The following is a 21,568-nucleotide window of genomic DNA, read 5'->3' as shown; positions in this document are numbered from 1 at the left end:
AACTAGCCCTCCTCCCGCAGCCGCTTGTCTGGCAGCCTGATCGTAACCCGGGTTCCCTTGTTCTCTCCACTCTCTACATGCAGGCCATACAATTCCCCGTATTGCAGCTTAATGCGATCATTTACGTTGCGAAGCCCAATGCCCTTGCCCGAAGGAAGCTCACGGGTTCCCGCCATGTGCTCTCTTATCGCCTTGAGCCGCTGGGCATCCATCCCGCTTCCGTCGTCTTCAACGATAAAGACAACATCCTCGCCCTCATGCACAATGGAGATACGGATCAAACCTTCACCAAGCCTGTTTTTAAAAGCGTAATGAACAGCGTTCTCCACAATCGGCTGGAACATCAGCTTAATGCAAGGGATGCTATAATCCGCTTGAGGAATTTCATTGATGAGCTGAAATTTATTCGCAAACCGCATATTTTGCAGCAGCATATAATTGTTCAGATGGGCCAGCTCTTGGCCGACCGTTACACGCTGTTCCTCATGATTAACCCCGTAACGAAGCAGCTTCCCTAACGTAAACGTCATATCCGCGACTTCCTCATCGTCATTCATTTCCGCTTTCATCCGGATCGTCTCTAGTGTGTTATAGATAAAATGCGGGTTGATCTGACTCTGCAATGCCGCGTACTCAGCTTCCTTCTTACGGTTCTGCGTCCACCTAACCTCTTCAAGCAGCTCCCTGACCCGATTGACCATAATGTTGAAATGTCTGCCAAGCATCCCGACTTCATCCCGGTATTTCTGGTTGAAGCTGACCTCCAGATTGCCCGTCTGCACTTCTTGCATCAGCGTCTTAATCTTAATAAGCGGCCGGGTAAGCGCATAAGAAATAGCGATTGCGAACAGCAGTGCAATCGTAACAAACACACCCGTCGTAATGAGCGTAATATTGCGCGTTACCGCTGCCTGACGCGTCGCTTCTTCAACGGGAATATAGACGAACATTTTCCAATTGGTCAGAGAAGACTTCGCATACGTACAAATATAAGATTTGCCTTCTACCTCAATAGGGAAGGAGCCTCTGTCCGCTGCAGCGAGCCGAAGGGATTCATCATTCGACAGGTTTTTAGTGGCAAGCTTGCCCTCGCTATCGAAAACAACCATATTGCTCTCATCAACGAGAATCGTCTTCCCTTTCGTAACCGCATCGAAGTCCTGCATCTGCCGGTTAATCGCAGTAATATTTGTATCGAACACAATATAGCCGATGGGACTCATATCCGTTGTCTGCTTCAACTGCCTAATGACAGAGAACGCATAGTAGGAGTCTTTGTACGTTGAAATTTCCTTTGTACTGACAAGCTGAGGCCGGCCGCTGCCCCGCGCAGCAATCTCTGCCCATGCCCCTTTGATCTCGTCCAGATTATTGCGGGTAGACAGGGATTTGATATTGTAATAGACCCGGCCGTAATTGTCGAATACGTATACCGACATCGTCTCCGGCTTTATTTTGTTCAAGTTCTCGATATAGGTATAGATCGATTTGCTTTTCTGAAGCTCGATGTTGGGGTCTGCCAGCATTTCCAGAAACTCTTTATTGTAGAGAGGCATAGCTGACATATTGTAAAGATCCGTCACATAATCATCAAGCTTCAGCAGCATTTTGGTCGTCGATTCCGTCGCATAAGCGATCGTATTGTCCTTAATCGACCGCGAATAATAATAAGATGACGCATAGCTGACCATCACAACAGGAAGACAGACAAGAAACAGGAAAACGATCAGCAGCTTCTGCTGCATATTCAGGTTGGCGAAGATGATCCACGACCGTTCAGCCAGCCTTTGGAATACGCTTCCGTTAATCCCTTTTCTCATGCCCGTTCCCCCTAGTTGTCCGAGATTGCAAGTACAGCTATTTTACAGCACCGCTTACAATTCCGGCAAACACGTACTTCTGGAAGAATAAATAAAGAATGACGATCGGAACCATAATCATCAGAATCGCCGCTGACATCAGCTCCCACTCCGTGCTGCGCTCCGAAGAGAAGTTCATCAAGCTCGTAGAGACTACGACCAAGCTCCGGGACGGCATGTACAGGTAAGGGATGAACATATCATTGTAAATATCGATCGTCTTAATAATGGCGATAGTCGCCGTTGCCGGCGCCAGCAGCGGGAAGATGATCGTCCGGTAGATTTTGAACAACGATGCGCCTTCCATCATTGCCGCCTCGTCCAGCTCCTTCGGAATGTTGCGAATGAACTGCAGGTAGATGAATATCTGCAAAACGTTCGTTCCGAAATGCAGCACAATGGACGCCCATATCGTGTTGTAGAGATGCAGATTATTAATCACCGTAAAGGTAGCAACTTGAGTCGTAATCGTCGGAACAAAAGACACTGCGATATAAGCGCCCATGACCGCTTTTTTCAACTTGAAATCGAAACGCCCTAGAACGAAAGCGACCATAGTTCCGAGCAAAATATTGCCGACAACCGCGATAACGATGATCGTAATCGTGTTTAGATACGCTTTATCCAGATGAGCCCGCTGCAGGACATCAATGAAGTTGTCGAAATTCAAAAAGCTGTTCGGCAGCTTGAAAACGCTCGTCTGTGTAAATTCCTGCTTGTCCTTGAATGCATTCATTACGAGAACATAAGGCGGGAAAATGATCACAGCAATGGCTATCCATATAAAAATATGCTTAACGAATGATAGCGGCTGGAATCGCATCGTATTCAATCTGACCACCTCCGGGTAACCAATCTTTGCACGCTTAGAATGACAATAACGGCGGCGATCAAGGTAAGGCTCATTGCGGAAGCCATGCCGAAATTATTGAATTTGAACGCCATCTCGACCGTCTTCGTCAGGAATGTATCACTTGCGCCCAGCGGTCCGCCTTTCGTTAACAAGAACGGCAGATCAAAGATTTCCAGCGTACCGATAATCGTCAGGAACAGATTCAGTTCGATGACTCTTACCATATTCGGAAGAATGACGTGGAATATCGTCTGCATCCGCGATGCGCCGTCAATACGGGCTGCTTCAATAATATCCGAAGGCACCGATTGAAGAGCCGCTAAATAAATGACCATATTAAGTCCGAGGAACTTCCACAGCGTAATGAAGCCTAGAACATGGTTGACGATTTTGGGAGATCCAAACCAGCTGATCGCTAGCGAATCAAGTCCTACACTATGCAATAACGTATTCAGCGAGCCATACTCCGAGTTGAACACATAGTTGAACATATAAGCGACGGCAACGCCGTTCATAATATAAGGCATAAACAGCATCACCCGATAGCCGTTACGGCCGCGAAGCTTGGAGTTGAGCATCAGTGCGAATACCAGGCCGCCTGCGTTTTGCAGAAGCCCCCAGCCCAAATAGACGAAGTTATGCGAGAAGGCCTGCCAGATCTCTTTGTTGGCAAACACATCCTTGTAGTTGGCAAAACCCGCAAAGGTTTTGACCGGGCTGTATCCGTCCCAGTTCATGAAGCTTAAATAGACGAGATAAACTGCCGGATATAGTGAAAATAAGCAAAGCAATAATAACGGAACAAATAGAAACGAAATGATCAGGATGCCCTTTTGTTTGCTGTAGCTTAGCTTGTTGATCATTGTCTCTCCCCTCTCCTGCCGATAAAAATAAGGACGACAAAATGGATAATCCGGGGAGACCAGCCATCCATTTTGTCGGTCATAGCAAGACTATTAGTGTAACGCTGCTTTATTTCGTTGCTTCTTTGGCTGCTTTCCACTTCTTGTTGTAGTCATCAAACACGGTTTGAAGATTGCCTACCGTGGATTCTTGAATAAATTTGAACACATTGAATTGCATTTTGTTCTCAGCCGTTGTTACTTTCGTATCTACCGATTGAGCTTCCAGCATCGTTGGCTCGTAGCTCATGAACTCCGTCAGCTGCGGAAGATCCTGTTTCTTGTCTTTCAGCGGGGAAATGATCATATGATCCGCTTCGTCTCCGGACTCTTCCAGCATGAATTTCACGAAAGCTTTGGCAAGCGGCTTGTTCTTGCTCTGAGCGCTCACTGCATATGCCCAGTCATTACGCATCATGCCTTTAAATTGTCCGCTGTTGTCAAAAGGAAGCGGAGCAAAGCCGATATCCTCCGACGGCAAGCCTGCAGCAATCAGGTTCGAGAAAAACCAGTTGCCGATGTACATCATCGCGGTTTTGCCCGTTGCAATGTCTTTCTGTGTCTGATCCCAGCTTGCGGAGTAGATGTCCTTCTCCAGATAGCCTTTATCATAGAGCTGCTTAAGGATGCCCAAGCCTTGTCCATAAGGGCCGTCTACTGTGAATGGTGTGTCTGTATTAATCTTATCGTTGCGCAGGCTCGTGCTGCCGTAAATGAATTCTGCCGGATCCGTCCAGTATTGCAGCGTCCAGCCGTCTTTGAAGGCTGTCGCCATTGGAACGATGCCTGCCGCCTTCAGCTTCTCTGCAACGGCGAACAGCTCATCCAATGTTTTTGGCGGTGCGGTAATTCCCGCTTTCTCAAAAGCCTTCTTGTTGTATACGAGGCCGTTGATCGCCGTTTGCTGTGTAATGCCGTACAGCTTGCCTTCATAGGAGTTATAGTCCTTGAAGTAAATGTTGTCGTTCAGGCCCAGATCGTCCAATGGCTCATAGAAGGTAGGCAGATCAGCCTTCGTTGTTTCTACCAAGGACAATACGTCAGGCAATTCATTGCCGGCCATCCGTACACGAATCGTTTGCTCGTAATCCTTCAAACCTTCGATTTTGACCGTCGTACCCGGATATTTCGCTTCGAACTTTTCCACGTATCTCTTCAAGTCCGTGTCTACCAGCTCGGTACGGTGCGTAGCCCAAGTAATCGTGCCTTTCAGTTCTCCGTCTGTGGAAGCGGTTTCGTTTGAAGCAGGAGAAGCAGTTGGCGTGGCGTTAGTATCATTTCCTTTGCCGCCGCAAGCGGCCAACAACATCATGCACATCGATAATACAAGCGTTATCTTTGCTGTTTTCTTCATCTCTTTATTTCCTCCCCATTTCAATTCGGCCTTGTTGCCTAACCCAATATTATGTTAAATTACATAACGTTCAAATGGTCTTGTTTTGTTTTTATTGGCTATATTTTGTTTTTCAGAATTTCCAGTCCCATTTTCTGAGATTGGTTTCGTTTACATTTTCCCAATCTTAAAAATGAGTGAATTGTGCGTTATTTATATGTTAATTAAGTTGACATATAAATTTGTGTTATGATAGTGAACGCTCTTTCAAATATCGTGTGCGTAACCTTTGTAAACATACATGCCCCGATGAAAACAAAAAAATACTAACCCCCAATCAGGTTAGTATTTTTGGGAATTTAGCATCGTACATGTTTGCGCTTGAAGCCAATAGCCCCTTTATCAACCGCTTTTTGAATACGTTCGGAAGCGATCAAGAAACTGCTTTTCTTCTTATCCCGGTCAACCTCTACCGGGCCTATTTCCTTCGCCGTCTGCATCGCCTGATCATGAAGCTTCACATAGGATACCCCTACCGTATACACAAAATTGTTCATCGCATATTTCGTCCGTTCAGGTGCATCATGAATCGTATTTTTCACCATTTCAAGCATACCCGCAAGCTTGCTTTCCGAAAATTCGTCATCCTTCCGATTTCCTAGCAGCCAGCAATAGCAGCTCCAGCCCGCCGACATTTTCAGCTCTTCGCCGCTTGCAATCCATTTATCCGCTACATCTTGTGCAATATCTGCTTCTGCCAGTGTAACTGCAACGACAAAATCGGATATCATATAAAAATAAGCTCCATCGATCCAGCGGTCATAATCAGCCGCCGTCATTCCATTCGGGTCCGCAATGATCCCGGCAAAATACATCGCGTCATAATTGCCTGTCGCGTAAAGCTGCTCCGCCAGCGGCTGGTTTATTTTTGTTTTTCTAAAGATGGGCTTCATTTGGCCCGTAGCCACGCCGAAAAGCGGCTCATGCGCGCCATTAGACACATACATCTTTTTGGTTCGTTCCTTGCCCAGCGCTTCAAGCTCCTGCATGACCATTTCTAAATCCATCACTAAGCACATCCTTATCCTCTTAGGGTGTGTCTGAGAACTCTGAGGGCAGCAAATTTTGCCGAATTTTCGTTCCATGCAAGGCGCGTTTGTGAAGGCGTACCCGGGGGTACATCAAGCAAACGGAACGAAGCAGGGGGCGGAAAGGCGGTGAAAGGTGCCACTGAACGGGTTTTCAGACACGCCCTAGATAGTCTTCCTTAAGAATACTGTATATTTCTAAATCGACAACCCCTTTACCTGCCCATAGAGCTGATTGCCTTAATGTTCCTTCTTTAATGAAGCCATTCTTAAGCAATACCTTCTTGGAAGCGGCGTTGCCAGGCATCACTTCAGCCTGAATTCTATTGATGTTGACATCATTGAACAAAAACGGGAGCAATACCTTTACCGCTTCCGTAGCGATACCCTTTCCCCAATGCGTTTCCGCTAAAAAGTAGCCCACCGTTACGGCACTTACCTTCTGATTAAAGTCCATTGCTTCAATAATGCCCAGCAGCCGATCAGGCTCTGCAGCTGCAAATATCCCCCACTTCACTCTGGATCTTTTATTATAGTCTCTCTCGAAATGGCCGATCATATTTTTAACTGTATCTTTATTATGCTTCGGAATAATGCCGCAAAATTCAAATACGGTGTCATTGTCATAGATTTCGAATACTTCGTCAAGGTGACGAGCCTCAATCTTTTTCAGCAGGATTTCCTCCGATTGGAGAATCGGAAACTGTTCAAAAACAGCTTCAATGTTCATTCTTTATCGCCTCCTGTTTCTTATTATAGGTACCGCTAGCAGAAAGGTCATCCATCTTTTTACTAAAACAAAAGATGGCTCCTGTTCATACGTTCTGCCCACTAGTCATTCAAGCCAACAACGAATAAAAATGCAAAAGTGCATTTTGATCGCTCTAGAAAGCCTTCCAAACATCAAATCCAGCGATTTCAAATGCACTTTTGCATTTTAATGGCTGTTTCGAGCCTTTTTGCTCTCATCAGCCTGCACTTTTGCATTTTGTTTCTCATTCCGTGCCATGCGAGCATGCTGAGCAGGCGCTTAAAAAGAAAAGGTAATGGCCAACAAGCCATTACCTTTCACATCTGTGCATATGAATTTGTTCTAGCTTAGCTTCGCCGCTTCAAGGAAACGTTGTAAAATAACCGTCGTCTCCGCGCGTGTTATGACATCATCCGGTTTGAGCTGGCCTTGATTGCCAACGATGATCCCATACTTGATATTCAGCGCCGCTGCTTCTCTTGCGGATACATCCAGCGACTTAACATCCTTGAATGTTTGAAGCTGCTTGGTCACTTCACTCTCCGTGATCGTTGTCTCCATGCCGGCAAGCTTCATAGCTTTGGCCAGCAGCACCATGGCCTCTTCCCGGCTCAGCTTCTCATTAGGATTATATAGGCCGCCTTTGCTTGCCGATACCAGTCCATAGCTTTCCGCAATAGAGACCGTCTCATAATACCAGCTACCGCTCTTGACATCCGTATAGCTCGCAGGCTGTTCGAACACATGCAAGCCGAGAGCCCGGATCAGCATCGCTGTGAATTCTGCTCGGGTAATTTGCTTATTAGGCTGGAAGCTTGTTTCGGATACGCCTTGAACGATCAGCTTAGCTGCTGCTTGCTCAATATCATGCTTTGCCCAATGCTTCTGAATATCAGCAAACGTTTTTTCGTTCGCGATAACCGCATACACGCTGTTCGTCAGACTGCTGATGACCGCAAAGGATTTGCCATTCTCCTTCACGATTACAGTAGGTACGGGCACAATTTTGCCATCCTTCGCAATCGTAACGCCCGTTAGTATCTTACCTGCTAAATTTGCCGAGTCCGGGATAGCGATTGCCCGCTCAACATAGCGGATGAACTTGTTAATTTCAATCGTTTTGTTGCTATGTGTTGCCGTTATCTTAAAATCAATTGCCGGTGACACGATTCCTAATTTAATTGCAGCAGATGCAAGCTCGCTATCCGGAACTTTGGCAATCTCAATATGGATCGCCATATTGCGGAGCGCATCCTCAGAACCAAAGCCCTTCGCAACAAGACTCCAGTCGATACGATTTGCAGCAAGTGTATAGGAGGCAAGCTCCGTTTTAATCTGAATGGCAGCATTTTTATCATTTAATACTTTGATAAGCTGACCGTTCAAGAGCAGAAGAACGCGATCAGAATTATTGTAAACCGGAATTACAATAGACGGGTTTTTCGGCAAGGCATCCAGATAACGCAACAATTTCGTCTCGTCGAAGGTTACCGTCGTCACTTTATTTCCGTTAATTACGGCTGCTGTTCCTTTCCCCAGATCATTCAGCTTAACGCCATTGATCTCTATCTCTAGTCCAGTTCCGGGTTGCACCGGCGGCTGCACAGGCGGTTGGACTGGCGGAGTCGGGATATTCAAAGTAAATGCAGCGGTCGACTGATTGCCTGCCGCATCGGTAACGACCAGCGTATAGTCACCGGAAGAAGCGATTCTCGTTCCAGACAGGAAAGGCTGGCCGTTCAGGGTAGCCGTACCCTCGTTAAATCCAATCGTTAACGGGCTCGTATAGCTGCTTGTTCCAGAAGTCAGGCCGGTAATGACCGGAGCTGTTTTATCGATCGTGAAGGAAACGGTTGTTACATTGCCTGCTGCATCGGTCACAGCAAGCGTATAATCATCTTCTGCACTGACAACCGTGCCGCTCACGAATGGATTGCCGTTCAAAGCTGCTGTTCCTTCATTAAACGTGATCGTTTGATCCGTATTATAGCTGGAGCCATTAGTCACACCACTAACTACAGGAGCCGTTTTATCGATGGTAAAAGCAAGAGTTATCACGTTGCCCGCAGCGTCAGTCACGACCAGCGTGTAATCACCTTCTGCTGAAGCAGTCGAACCGCTTGTGAATGGCGATCCATTCAACGTTGCCGTCCCTTCATCAAAGATAATCGTCTTGTCGGAGTTGTATATCGCTCCGTCCGCTACACCTGTAACGGCTGGCTTTGTTTTATCGATCGTGAAATTGACGGTTGTAGCATTGCCCGCCGTATCGGTGACGACCAGTGTGTAATCATCTTCTGCGGAAACTGTCGAGCCGCTTGTGAACGGCGCCCCATTTAAGACAGCCGTTCCTTTGTTAAAAGTGATTGTTCGGTCCGTGTTGTAGCTCTCGCCGTCTGTTACACCTGTAACCGAGGGAGCCGTTTTATTGATCGTGAAATCGATCGTTGTCACATTGCCTGCCGCATCGGTTACGACAAGTGTATAATCATCTTCGGCTGAAGCAACTGAACCGCTTGTGAACGGCGCTCCATTCAAGGTTGCCGTTCCCTCATTAAAGGAAATTGTGCGATCTGTGTTGTACCTCGCCCCATCCGCAACACCTGTAACCTCTGGCTTTGTTTTATCGATGGTGAAATTAACAGTTGTGACATTACTTGCCGTATCCGTTACAACCAGCGTGTAATCATCTTCTGCCGAAACAGTCGAGCCGCTCGTGAACGGCGCCCCATTCAAGGTTGCCGTTCCTTTGTTAAAGGCGATCGTTCTGTCTGTGTTGTAACTTACACCATCTGTTACCCCTGTAACTGAAGGGACTGTTTTATCAATGGTAAAAGCAAGAGTCGTCACGTTGCCCGCCGCGTCGGTGACGACCAGCGTGTAATCATCTTCCGCAGAAACGATGGAACCGCTTGTGAATGGGGTTCCATTCAACGCAGCTGTCCCTTCATTAAAGGAAATCGTTCGATCTGTGTTGTAACGTCCATTATTCGTAACGCCAGATACGATTGGAGCGGTTTTGTCGATCGTAAATACGATCGTTGTCACGTTGCCCGCTGCATCGGTTACGATCAGCGTATGCTCCCCTTCCTCAGACACAACCGAACCGCTTGTGAATGGAGCTCCGTCTAAGGCAGCCGTTCCGTCACTATACGTAATCGTCCGGTCCGTATTATAGCTAAGTCCATTCACCACTCCATTTACAGTTGGCGGAGTTTTATCAATCGTAAAGGTTACATTTGTTACGTTGCCTGCCGTATCCGTCACGACAAGAACGTAAACGCCATCAGCGCTCACTACGGTTCCGGAAGTAAAAGCATTTCCGTTCAAGGTTGCTGTTCCTTCATTGAAGGTAACCGTTTGATTTGTGTTATAGAGCCCATTATTCGTAACGCCGGATACGATAGGAGCGGTTTTGTCGATCGTAAATACGATCGTCGCGACATTGCCTGCTGCATCGGTGACGGTCAGTGTATGTGTACCTTCCGCAGTAACGACCGAACCACTCGTGAATGGAGCTCCGTCTAAAACAGCCGTTCCGTCGCTATACGTGATCGTCCGGTCTGTATTATAACTTTGTCCATTCACAACTCCATTCACGGTTGGCGGAGTTTTATCGATGGTAAAGGTTACGTTAGTTACGTTGCCTGCCGCATCCGTTACGACAAGAACATAAGTACCCTCAGCACTTACGATGGTACCGGATGTGAAGGCACTTCCGTTTAAGGTAGCCGTCCCTTCGTTGAAAGTAACGGTTTTATTTGAGTTATAAAGTCCGTTATGGGTAACGCCGGATACGACCGGAGCGGTTTTGTCGATCGTAAATGTGATCGTTCTGCTGTTACCTGCTGCATCGGTGACGATTAGTGTATGTGTGCCTTCTGCAGTAACGGTGGAACCGCTTGTGAACGAAGAACCGTCTAAGGTAGCCGTTCCGTCGCTATACGTGATCGTCCGGTCCGTATTGTAACTTTGTCCATTCACAACTCCATTTACAGTCGGCGGAGTTTTGTCGATCGTAAAAGTTACGTTAGTTACGTTGCCTGCCGCATCCGTCACAATAAGCGTATAGACACCTTCAGCGCTCACTACGGTGCCGGATGTGAAGGCACTTCCGTTTAAGGTAGCCGTTCCTTCATTGAAAGTAACCGTCTTGTTCGTATTATAAAGTCCTCCGTCCGTCACCCCGGATACAATTGGCTTAACAGTGTCGAGTATGATTCCAACAAAGTAAGTGACAATATCCGTGCCATCCGTAAGCTGATAGTAGACCGTCTTAAGCCCGTCTCCTCCCGCCAGAGTCCAGGATTTGCTGGAAGCAACATTTTCCCATGAAGACCATGTCGTGTTGTCATTGGAGAACTTCATCTGGAGCACGTCGCCTGCATCGGAATCGGATGCTGTTAAATTCAACGTTACATTGCTTGAATTCGTATATGCCGCACCGCTATTAATGGTAATTGAGCCGGTAGGCGGGTTATTAAGCGCATAAGTGACAATTAGTTTAGGCTGATACGAGGGAGAGGCATGCTCTTTCGAAGCAAAAAAAACGCGTGCGTCTAATATTGCTTCATTTCCTTTAATAACAAATGTAGCTTGCCGGTCCCCCGCACTCGTAATACTTTCAACGATTGACGTAACGTCAAAGATCATGTTGCCGCTTGGAGGAATCTCAGCATTTGTTTTTCGTACAGATTCCGTCGTTGTTGATGAAGGAAAAAAGGACCCATCGGCATTAGTCATGCTGTCATCCGTTGAACCGAATACGTCTAAATAGGAGCTGTTAAGATTGTTTCCCTCCTTGAAATTCACATAAAGCTGAAGCTCATACTTAATCGGCCTGCCAGGAAGAGGACCAGTTCCTAGATTGAAGCGTACAGCACCTCGGCCTGTATACATCTCATGAGCAGGGCCTGTGCCTACATAAATTCGGCCTTGCGTATCATTGTCAAAGACACCAAACACGCTGTCCCACACCAAATCAGCTTCTGTACTAATTGCTTGAGTGGTTGTTCCTCCAGCCGCTTGCAATGAATTGCCGGCAGCCGGCGACAACAAACCGGCGAACAATGCCACAATTAGAAACAGAAGTCGTTTTTTCCCCTTCAACATGAACTGCCCCCTTTAAATATGCACAGATAAAAGACCTGAGCTCCTCGCGGCATCAGGTCGTGAAGCGAACGGGTATAACCGCTATTGTCGCTGCGGGAATTCTCCATCAATGCAAATAATGAAATTCATTGGAAGATAAGGCTGCATATTATTGTGAGGCTGGCTGCCTCCCGTTAATTGAACCGCCGCTGGATTCATCTGGACATTTCCCGTTGTCGCATATGCAGACGGGCCCCGTAATCCAGCAGTTGACGTCCACAAGCCGTTAGCCGGAGCAGCAGTCCCTTGCGAGGTTTGACTGCCCGGAACATGGGTATGAGACGGTATTTCATTGTTAATTAGCGTGACAGAAGAACTGCCTCCTAATTCGCCGATTGAACGATTAGATAAGCCGCGGCCTTGACCAAATGACATTGGTGCTCTCCCTCTGAAATCAGGAAGGGCGAAAGTCGTCCTGCCATCTCCTCCGTATTGGACGCCAATTATCGAATACAGAGTGGGGTATCTAGAAATATTCAGCACTTGGCCTTGGCAAAGCATCCAATTATAAGGAGCATACTTTCCAGCAAAAATCCTTATTTCACCAATATACGCATCCATCGTTAGCCTCCTATCCTCTTGAAGGGTATATCCCGTTTAGGGCAATACAGTAATTGAGTGTCAAAAAAGGCTGCAAATTGGAATGCGGAGCACTGCCTCCCGCAACGCCAAGCGCATTCGGGCTCATTACGGAGTCAGAGCTGCTGGCATACATATTGAAAGAAGAGCTTCCCCAAACCGCTCCTGCAGGCTTGCTCACAGTTGCAGGCTCGCTGTTTGCTAATAAGGCATGGTTATGAGCGGGTATTTCTTGTGTGGTCAGTGTATGGCTTTGTTCTCCTCCGGCCTGACCGGCCGGATATTGGGAAGTCTCACTAATCGGCACTCGTTCCCTTAAATCAGGTAGCCTGAAATTGGTCGTACCGTTTCCTCCATATGTAACGCCAATCACCGCAAACAATGCTGTATTAGTGCTGATATTCATTATTTGACCATTGCAAGCAGCCCATCCTCTAGGCGCAAAGCCGTAAGGGAAAGCCTGAATTTCTCCAATAAAAGGTTCGGCAGACATCGATATTCCTCCTAAATAGCGTAATTAAGATTGCGAGGGAAATATGCCTGAAGTGGCAATAATATAATTGGTTACGAGATATGGCATCATATTGTCGTGCGGCTGACTGCCACCGGCAGGAGCTACCGAAGTCGGCAACATTTGACCATTCGGACTGTCGGTTGTGTAAGATTTGCCTTCATTGCTGATTCCAAAGAACTGATTCTGAGGCGCACCCGAATTGCTTGCATTTGCGTTTGCCGCCACCAAGTGGGTATGTGCCGGCAATTGCGATGTCGTAATAGTCACGGATTCGCTGCCTCCTATGGATCCAAGAGGGTAATTTTGACTCGCGTGAATCGGCAGCTTTCCCCTCAGATCAGGTAAAGCAAATGTTGAAAAACCATCTCCGCCATACGTTGTTCCGAGCAATACATATAAAGCCTCGTTTTCTGCGATCGGTATAATGGATCCGTCACAGAAAGCCCAGCCCACCGGCGCGTAGCTGCCGCTGAATATCCGAATCTCTCCTAAGTAGCGTTCACTCATAGCTTCAACCCCTTCATCATGGTCAAAATCATTCTTTGTTTGAAAAGCTAACATCGAAACGCGTCGAACCTTCGAGAAAATTAGTATATATTAGAAATTGTCACACGAGCACTCATACTTGTCTAGTGTTTTTTGCTATAAAATAGAAATTAATTTGTCGATTCCCATAATTCAGAGATAGGATTTATAACATGTATAGATTGAGCTTAATCCCTCAGATCAAAAAGTAAACCAGTATTCCAACAATCAATACGACGATAACCAAAATGCCAAAAAACCATTTGGTAACCCTCCAGCTTACACCAGGACCTTCCCACCACAATTTAAAATAAAAAACCAACCCCATAAAAACAGTAAAAATAGATGAATACAACGCAGTCTCCATATTGCTCCACTGATCCATATCTTCCTCGCCTAATCCTCCCGTTGTCTGCAAATTAAAAACGACAGTTTAATCCCTAAAATAAAGCAATTTCAAGGATTACTCTATACCTAGAAAGGAGTATTTTTAATATTTTAACGAGGTATTTATTATGCAATAGCATGAAAATCAGCATGTTTTCCGAATCATATCTGTGTCTCAAACCACTAACTATAAAAAAAAGAGGATGCGAATCGCTCGCATCCCCTTTTGGCCACTCAGAGGCAAATAGCCCCATTTACTCTTAATAACAAACTCACTTCCACTCGTCTGCCAAAACAGCATAAACGCAATCATCATACCATTGATCATTCATCCGATAGCTTTTAATAAAATGAGCTTCTTGTCTAAAGCCGAGATTTTCAAGCAGTCTTATCGACTTCATATTGTCGGGATCCACTGAGCCTGTAATTCGATGCTTTCCAAGACCGGCAAACAAGTAATCGATGACTGCCCTAACCCCCTCAGAAGCATACCCTTTGCCTTGAAAATCAGGAGCGAAGGTGTAGCCTATTTCTGTCTGAAAACCGTCATCCATAAAATGAATGCCGATATCTCCGATAAGCTGACCATCCTTCAGACAAACTGCAAGCTGAAGCCATGTATCGCTTGTATTTGGCACAACAGCCATATTCGCAAGAATAAACGCCTCACTGTCGCCAATATTCTCGGGTTTCCACGATTGATATTTATAAACCTCAGGCATCGAACGATACTTATAAAAAGCATCCCGGTCTATCATCTCAAGCGTTCGGATAATCAACCGGTCTGTTGTAATGTTATTGAATGTATTCATAGGCTATCTCCATTTTTTTGTGAAGGTAAACTAACTTGCAATGCCTTCAACATAATGTGATAAAGATTAAATCTTCTAACGTTATTATACCGAATAACCGAAAATTATCTAACCACAGTCCCAAAAGTAATCTTCATATTAGAAGCATACGTAAGGTACGATTCCATATGAAATGCCTTCGACAGCAAAAGCTCATTCTCGTACTGGATCGCAGCTTCTTCTTGAGAAGCTCCGCGTTCGATAAGTCCCCTTATAAAAACATCCCTCTCCTCACCAGGAGCCGTTGCATAACCGCTCTCAACTAAACGGGTATACAGCTTGTTTTGGCTATCGGCCTCCATATGAGGATGAAGGAAATTTACTTTGTCCGATACTCTGCATTCGATATTGTTCAAACCTAATTGGCTCAGATATACAGGAATCTTCATACCTATGTTACCGTCTTTTCCGCTCCGGGCGGCATCTTGTTCATAGAGCTTCTGGAGGAATCCTAACTGATAAAACTCCGATTGCTCATGCCCGTGCAAGTAAAAGTTTGATGCGTTCGCTATCCAGTGAGGCTCGAACGTTATCACTTTTCCTGTATCAAAGACGCAGTCTTTCATCTTCTTGAGTATTTCCATTGGATTCGGCACATGAAGCAAAAAGGCATGGCAAATAGCTAGATCATATTTTCTTTCCAGCTCAATCTCCTGTATATCACCTTGCAGAAATTCCGTCTTGTAAGGGAGCTTGGCGAATAGTTCTCGCGCTTCCTCAAGCAGCTTACCGCCCAAGTCGACTCCTGTATAGGTGGAACCCTCTGGCAATAGCGGCAGCAGCTTCAGCCCTAAATAGCCGTATCCGCAACCAAAATCAATCAGATGTACAGGAGCTTCGATTTTCCAAACCATTCTTACTAAGAATTCAATATAATCATCATTGTAAAATAAATCTCTGGAATTACGCAGATATTCAATTTGCGTGTCCCAATAATATTCTCCCATAACACTGCACTCCCTATCTGGAATTGATATGCTGCACATCCTCAGCCCATGTAAGGATGCTGTTTTTTTCTGGAAAAATATAAACTTATGTTTTCCTATCGTTTATACTACTATTGTAAGGGTTTGGAAAACAATCCCTTGCTTTAACTATGTCAAAAACAGAGTCGTCACGAACGTGGCGGCTTTTTTATTGCTTTCATCCCCCCCTGTCTGACCGTACTATCAAGCAAGATTACCTTGTCAGGCGATTCCGCAACCGGGACAACCTCTTCCAACAAAAACTTGATTGCCCCCAAGATCGATCAAACCTTTCATTTCCTCATTGAAAAAAAATCGAGTGGAGGCAGGTACAATACCTGTTTTCCACTCGACTAGAATAGCAAGGTGAGCAACATGCTCGCTCATACGTCAACGACAGAAGTGAAGGGAAGCGGAAATTAAGGAGCAAAAACCTCCGGATTATCGTTTCGCCAAGCGCCTATACAGCCAATTAAACAAGCTTGGAAGCTTATCATCCTGCTGCTAGTTTCACTGTCCTCGTATACAATTGCAATATTTATACCCGGCTTGCGCCAGGCTAAGATTCGGCCGGAAAATCCGGGCCACTCGCATTGTTCATCTAATTGTGGCTGATCATAAGCCTCTATCGCTTCATCTGGTGTTGAGCTCATTGTAATTCCCTGGGGTAGGTATCCGGAAAACGGAGCTTTAATTCGATCATCCGACCCCGGAGCAAGAAAATGTACAGCACCAACAATCCATTCATCCTGATTTGTATATTGGAGTCCAGTCAAATCATTTATTTTCGGCGGGCGGTAAATATCTATACGTATCGATGATTTAGGAGACCAGATGATATCGTCGTTGAAATAACTGTTTGGCTTTGGCATTCTTTTGACGCCGAATGACTGCAGCAGGCCTTGAACACTCTTGGGATTATACGGATGACCTAGCATTTCAATAAGCTGTTCGGATTGTTCTTTCATATGTAGATCCCTTCCTTTCGCTTGATCAGTTTAGCTTTTAGCTCAATAAAGTATCATTTCCCCGCAGCGTCTCCATATTTCTTCTTCCCCAAACTACAATGGATTCGATGATGGGACTTAACTCTTCACCTGAATTGGTTAATGAATATTCAACCCTGGGCGGTATCTCAAAGAACTGTTCCCTATGCACAATTCCATTCGCAGTAAGCTCTTTAAGACAATTAGTTAGCATTGTCCCGGTTATACCTGGTAACAGTCTTTTCAACTCGTTGTATCGCACAGATCCATTCTTGCATAAAACAGATAATATAGGCAGATTCCATTTATTACCGATTATATCAAATGCAAAAGTAGCAGGGCAGATATCTTGAATACTTTTTTTATTTTCCACTGTAAACGAGCTCCTTTAGTACGTTTTTAATACTAAGAAAGAATAATAATAGTACTTGTTATTCTAAAACAATTAAATATAATTGTCTACATGGCCGGCCATAACAGCTGCGTTCGAAATTGTTGATATACCAGCAGAGTATCAGTGGTCAAAAGCATTAAAAACAATCAGATAAGCAGTGTGTATCCGCGATTCTTATTCATTAAAGAAAGGCAGGTATGTGTAAATGAACAACATGAATTGTAACCTTGAAACAGGTATTTGTGGTGTCAACGAGGAAACATCAAACGAACTAATCAACTTTAACAACCAAAATACAAAAGTTACGCTATATTATTTTACGGATCCAATATGTTCACATTGTTGGGCACTTGAACCCGTACTTAATCGTTTTCTCATACAATATGGCCACTATTTCAAATTCAAAACGGTTTTGGGCGGGCTGCTCCCCGGCTGGGATGGTTTTTCAGACCGATCTAACGGTATTCAAAAACCAGCTGATGTAGCTGAACATTGGAGAGAGGTTGGGATTCATTCGCGCATGCCAATCGATGGTACTCTCTGGCATGATAATCCTATCCAATCTTCATACCCGGCAACAAGAGTGTTTCATGTCATTCAGGACCAAACTCCCGCGAAGGCTCATGATTTTCTCCGACAAACGAGAGAGGCTGTATTTGCATTCAACAAAAACGTTAGTGATAATCAGGTTCTGATCGATATTGTCAATCAAATTGGATTAGATGGAGAAAGTATTGTTAAAACGGCCAACGAAGATAGAGCTTATGATCTGATGGAGAAAGATTTTGATTTGGCAAGAAACTTCGGCGCAACCGGATTCCCTACAGTTATTATTGTCAATGAGGATAACACGGGACTCAAAGTAGTAGGTGCACAGAAACTCGAAGCCTATGTGTCGGCTTTAAGCAAAGTCCTTGATGACACTCCTATTCCTGCCGAAATTCCAACTTTACAAAACTGGATGGACAAAAATTCGTGGTGCTTTTTTTCCAAAGAAATTGAAACCATGTATGATCTATCTAAAGAATCAGTATCCTCATTCGTTGAGCAGTCCCTTAACCTAGATCAATATAATAGGCATGAGATTCTAGGTGAAATGTATATTAAGAAAAAATAAACGACTAGTTATGGCGTAGCAATCGAATTTCTTGACCTGCGCCATGACTATTTAGTTACACTCTTCGCCTTCGATTTGCTTCTGGTAATTTTAATAACTCCATTGCCCGCAAAACAAAAAGAACGCCCTGCACAGGACGTTCTCTTGAATCTCGGAGAAGAAAACTAGGGAGATTCGGGATTAGATATCAGTTTGTTATTAATATCCACGCCTGGAACATCTGCGATGTATATTTCCCCTTCCTTTCCTTCCACTGTGTACTTCAAATACCACATACCGTTTGTGCTAACTAAGCTTACGTCGGGATAAGGAGGAATCAGTTTATATTCCCCCCCACTCTTTTCGTAGTTCGCTTTGAGGATTAAAGTATCTCCCCAATATCCATGCTCTTCAATCGTTTTTGGAACTTTAGTGACTTCCGTCAACTCTTTCGGTTGCTTAATCAAATTAATAAATAACACATTCATGAAAATTTTTGCCGAGCGAACCGGATCATCCTTAAATGAACCATGGAATCGTTCTTCGTCTGGAACGAAAATATCCGGCTGAACCTTAAAAAATAGTTTTAAGTTCTTGCTTCCAGAATCATAATCAGCCATTAGTAACGACGTATCTAACACTTCTGCACTTCCTGCGTGCTTGTTCCTAACAAATTTTTTTACAATTTCATCCGTCGGTACAGTTCTATACAGTTGTATTTCATCATGAACTACTGGCCAGATGAATAACCAAATAAAAGGTAAGACTAATATAATCGATACAATGCGTTCTTCCCATTTCCATCCTCTTGCAGCAAACAGTAAATAAATCCCCATTCCCATTAAACAAACCGTTAATAAGAGATCAGGTAGAGACAGCAATACTGCGAATAAAATATAAGATTTAGATAAAACAACTATTAATAGCCACAAACCCAATAAAATATAAGAAAGGTTTAAGAACACTCTTCTTGGAGAGGACAAACGAATCTTCCTTCTTCCTCTAATTTCCATTAATATAGTTACATTATATCTTAATTAAAGGCAACTGTCCCTAGACTTTTCCGAGGACAGTTGCCTTTTTCACCTAGCTCTCTAAGGCGCCAATTGCATCTAACAAATTGCAATTGCCAGTAAGATTAATTTGGATCTTCACATTTTCGTGTCTAGGAGGTACCCCTTGCTCATGCATTCCATTCAACAGTATTCGATGCGAAAACTCCTAATATACCTCGATCTACACAAAAAGGGAGAGTGCCCAGCTAAGGACACTCTCTTGAACATCTGCTTTTCAGTTAAAAGTCACTAGAAAATTCTATTCAAATATATAACGTAGTAGGTTATATCAGGTCTGATTTCTGCAAAAGTCTTTGAATAATGGTTGCAACCTCTGCCCTGGTCATGTAATCCTTCGGTGCAAGCTGAGTTGCGCTTTTTCCCGATACAATGCCCGCCTGAATGTTATCCGCGACGCTGCTTTGCGCCCATGCGGATACTTCTGAGGCATCTGTAAACAACCGAAGTATTGCATCTCCTGGTTGAGCGGACAGCTTGCTTTTCAGTCCGGAAATCTTCATCGCTTTGGAAAGTATCACCATCGCTTGTTCACGCGTGATCTTGTCGTTCGGGCGGAATGTCCCGTCGTTATCTCCGCCGATCAGACCGTAGGCATACGCTGTCTGAATTGCGCTGCTAAACCAGGCAGTTGTCTTCACGTCCGAGAAGGGCATTGAACCGTTCTCCAGCTTCAGCCCCAGTGCCCGAACGATAATCGCCGTAAACTCGGCGCGGGTGATGTGTCGATTCGGACTGAACTGGCCGCCTCCGGTTCCTTCGATAATCATCCGCGATCCCATGTCATTCACGGCATTTTGCGCCCAATGGCCAGCAACATCATTAAATTCAACAGGATGCCATACGATAGTATACATACTGTTGGTCAAGCTGTTAATAACAGCATAATACTTGCCATCGATCAGTACGATCTTAGTCGGTACATGGCGTACTGCGCCATCGGGATCAACCACTACGCCTGTTGTAATCTTTTTCGGATCGACACCGTCCGGAATAGCGATCGTCCGCTCGACATAAACATCGAATTTTGATACGTTGATTGTCTTTTCTCCATACGCAGCTCTAATAGTAAATTCAACCGGCGGAACGACAAGCGTGAACGTTCCTTTCGCTGCCGCATTCTCCACCACTTTCACCGAGTCGTTGGTTGGCGCGGCGATTACAACTTGTACCTTGATGTCCTGCAGGTCCACCGACTTTCCGATTTGTTCGGATATCGCATTAATATTCATTTGCTGCGCAGGAACCTTGTAAGTCGCATGATCTGTTTTGATTTCAAAAATGACCTTTTGATTTTCCATGTTTTTGACCATTTGGCCGTTCAGTTCGCCAACGACTACATCAAACTTCGTGTTGACCGGAATCGTAATGACGGCGCCCTGGCCTTCGGAAGCCAGCTTCTCCCCTAGTTTCTTCTGGTCAATGGTAATCGTTAGAACGGTTTGATCGTTCCGCTTGCCGGTTGTAGCCGTTCCCGCGCTTTCCTGTTTGCCGTTCACCAATACGATAACCGTATCAACGTTTGGACTTGGCGTTGATCCAGCGTTACCGCTACCATTGGCAGGTGCCGTTTGTGCTTTCACCGTGATCCTGAACGTCTTTGTTTCCGTTACGCCGCCTTTCGTAATCGTTGCCGTCAGCGTTACGTCTTTATCTCCCGCCGTGTAGGATGGACGGGTCACCTTACCGTCAGTAGCGATGACATTCGAATCGCTGGAAGACCAAGTAATCGTCGTGCCGCTTGCTCCCGCCGCAGGCAACGTCAGGTCCTTCGTCACGTTCGTTGCACTGTCGCCGCTCCCAAAGCTTACTTCCAGCGCAGCCTTATCATCGGCTACAGCCTCCGCGTCGGTCGGCAAACTTGCTTTTACCTTTACCGTGAACGTTTTTGTTTCCGTTACGCCGCCTTTCGTAATCGTTGCCGTCAGCGTTACGTCTTTATCTCCCGCCGTGTAGGATGGACGGATCACCTTACCGTCTTCATCTATAACAGTCGCATCGCTGGAAGACCAAGTAATCGTCGTGCCGCTTGCTCCCGCCGCAGGCAACGTCAGGTCCTTCGTCACGTTCGTTGCACTGTCGCCGCTCCCAAAGCTTACTTCCAGCGCAGCCTTATCATCGGCTACAGCCTCCGCGTCGGTCGGCAAACTTGCTTTTACCTTTACTGTGAACGTTTTTGTTTCCGTTACGCCGCCTTTCGTAATCGTTGCCGTCAGCGTTACGTCTTTATCTCCCGCCGTGTAGGATGGACGGATCACCTT

Annotated in this window: 17 protein-coding genes and 1 pseudogene; 1 reads left to right on the top strand and 17 read right to left on the bottom strand. The window is 45.4% G+C overall.

The genetic code is table 11. The features are described 5' to 3' along the window. Window positions 1-2: 2 nt before the first annotated feature. The 15 genes and pseudogenes from ACFVVF_RS22805 to ACFVVF_RS22735 all read right to left on the bottom strand — a co-directional run bounded on the left by ACFVVF_RS22805 (window position 3) and on the right by ACFVVF_RS22735 (window position 17,117). Complete coding sequence (locus ACFVVF_RS22805; RefSeq protein WP_387814575.1) at window positions 3-1,820, bottom strand: sensor histidine kinase; 1,818 nt, start codon at window positions 1,818-1,820, stop codon at window positions 3-5. A 37-nt stretch (window positions 1,821-1,857) separates the two neighbouring features. Further along, on the bottom strand, window positions 1,858-2,682 hold the full coding sequence (locus ACFVVF_RS22800) for a carbohydrate ABC transporter permease (RefSeq protein ID WP_387814764.1): 825 nt from the start codon (window positions 2,680-2,682) through the stop codon (window positions 1,858-1,860). A gap of 5 nt (window positions 2,683-2,687) precedes the next feature. Then, window positions 2,688-3,575: a carbohydrate ABC transporter permease gene (locus ACFVVF_RS22795; protein ID WP_387814573.1), complete on the bottom strand. Its 888-nt coding sequence runs from the start codon at window positions 3,573-3,575 to the stop codon at window positions 2,688-2,690. Window positions 3,576-3,684: 109 nt separating this feature from the next. Then, the gene (locus tag ACFVVF_RS22790; RefSeq protein WP_387814571.1) at window positions 3,685-4,968 is read right to left on the bottom strand and encodes an ABC transporter substrate-binding protein; all 1,284 of its coding nucleotides are present in this window, start codon (window positions 4,966-4,968) and stop codon (window positions 3,685-3,687) included. 338 nt (window positions 4,969-5,306) lie between these two features. Beyond that, the gene (locus ACFVVF_RS22785) at window positions 5,307-6,014 is read right to left on the bottom strand and encodes a DNA alkylation repair protein (protein ID WP_387814569.1); all 708 of its coding nucleotides are present in this window, start codon (window positions 6,012-6,014) and stop codon (window positions 5,307-5,309) included. Window positions 6,015-6,189: 175 nt separating this feature from the next. Beyond that, the gene (locus tag ACFVVF_RS22780) at window positions 6,190-6,765 is read right to left on the bottom strand and encodes a GNAT family N-acetyltransferase (RefSeq protein WP_387814567.1); all 576 of its coding nucleotides are present in this window, start codon (window positions 6,763-6,765) and stop codon (window positions 6,190-6,192) included. Window positions 6,766-7,128: 363 nt separating this feature from the next. Then, window positions 7,129-11,898 (bottom strand): S-layer homology domain-containing protein, encoded by a 4,770-nt coding sequence (locus ACFVVF_RS22775; RefSeq protein WP_387814565.1) that lies wholly within the window; start codon window positions 11,896-11,898, stop codon window positions 7,129-7,131. Window positions 11,899-11,979: 81 nt separating this feature from the next. Further along, a complete protein-coding gene (locus tag ACFVVF_RS22770; RefSeq protein ID WP_387814767.1) occupies window positions 11,980-12,312 on the bottom strand; it encodes a phage tail protein in 333 nt (110 codons plus the stop codon). Between the two features lie 12 nt (window positions 12,313-12,324). Continuing rightward, window positions 12,325-12,498, bottom strand: a pseudogene (locus ACFVVF_RS22765) (phage tail protein); the annotation flags it as partial. 10 nt (window positions 12,499-12,508) lie between these two features. Beyond that, window positions 12,509-13,009 carry a phage tail protein gene (locus ACFVVF_RS22760; RefSeq protein WP_387814563.1) on the bottom strand — a complete coding sequence of 167 codons (501 nt, stop codon included), beginning with the start codon at window positions 13,007-13,009 and terminating at the stop codon, window positions 12,509-12,511. Between the two features lie 24 nt (window positions 13,010-13,033). Further along, entirely contained in the window at window positions 13,034-13,591 is a 558-nt protein-coding gene (locus ACFVVF_RS22755; protein ID WP_387814561.1) for a phage tail protein, read from the bottom strand. A gap of 623 nt (window positions 13,592-14,214) precedes the next feature. Further along, window positions 14,215-14,754 (bottom strand): GNAT family N-acetyltransferase, encoded by a 540-nt coding sequence (locus ACFVVF_RS22750; RefSeq protein ID WP_387814559.1) that lies wholly within the window; start codon window positions 14,752-14,754, stop codon window positions 14,215-14,217. 104 nt (window positions 14,755-14,858) lie between these two features. Next, entirely contained in the window at window positions 14,859-15,740 is an 882-nt protein-coding gene (locus ACFVVF_RS22745) for a class I SAM-dependent methyltransferase (protein ID WP_387814557.1), read from the bottom strand. Between the two features lie 437 nt (window positions 15,741-16,177). Beyond that, window positions 16,178-16,726 carry a hypothetical protein gene (locus ACFVVF_RS22740; RefSeq protein WP_387814555.1) on the bottom strand — a complete coding sequence of 183 codons (549 nt, stop codon included), beginning with the start codon at window positions 16,724-16,726 and terminating at the stop codon, window positions 16,178-16,180. A gap of 37 nt (window positions 16,727-16,763) precedes the next feature. Next, on the bottom strand, window positions 16,764-17,117 hold the full coding sequence (locus tag ACFVVF_RS22735) for a winged helix-turn-helix transcriptional regulator (protein ID WP_387814553.1): 354 nt from the start codon (window positions 17,115-17,117) through the stop codon (window positions 16,764-16,766). Window positions 17,118-17,343: 226 nt separating this feature from the next. Between ACFVVF_RS22735 and ACFVVF_RS22730 the strand changes: the two genes are divergently transcribed. Beyond that, entirely contained in the window at window positions 17,344-18,255 is a 912-nt protein-coding gene (locus tag ACFVVF_RS22730) for a DsbA family oxidoreductase (protein WP_387814552.1), read from the top strand. Between the two features lie 164 nt (window positions 18,256-18,419). On the opposite strand, the gene ACFVVF_RS22725 is transcribed toward ACFVVF_RS22730, so the two are convergent. Together ACFVVF_RS22725 and ACFVVF_RS22720 are read right to left on the bottom strand one after the other, a co-directional pair. Continuing rightward, window positions 18,420-19,247, bottom strand: coding sequence for a hypothetical protein (locus tag ACFVVF_RS22725; RefSeq protein WP_387814550.1), 828 nt, complete (start codon window positions 19,245-19,247; stop codon window positions 18,420-18,422). A 326-nt stretch (window positions 19,248-19,573) separates the two neighbouring features. Further along, the coding region (locus ACFVVF_RS22720; RefSeq protein WP_387814548.1) for an immunoglobulin-like domain-containing protein at window positions 19,574-21,568 on the bottom strand (1,995 nt) is incomplete at its 5' end.

It is taken from the genome of Paenibacillus sp. NPDC058174 (assembly GCF_042883865.1).
GTDB lineage: Bacteria > Bacillota > Bacilli > Paenibacillales > Paenibacillaceae > Pristimantibacillus.
The sequence above is the reverse complement of the archived record's forward strand: the minus strand, read 5'-3'. Positions and strand labels throughout refer to the sequence as shown.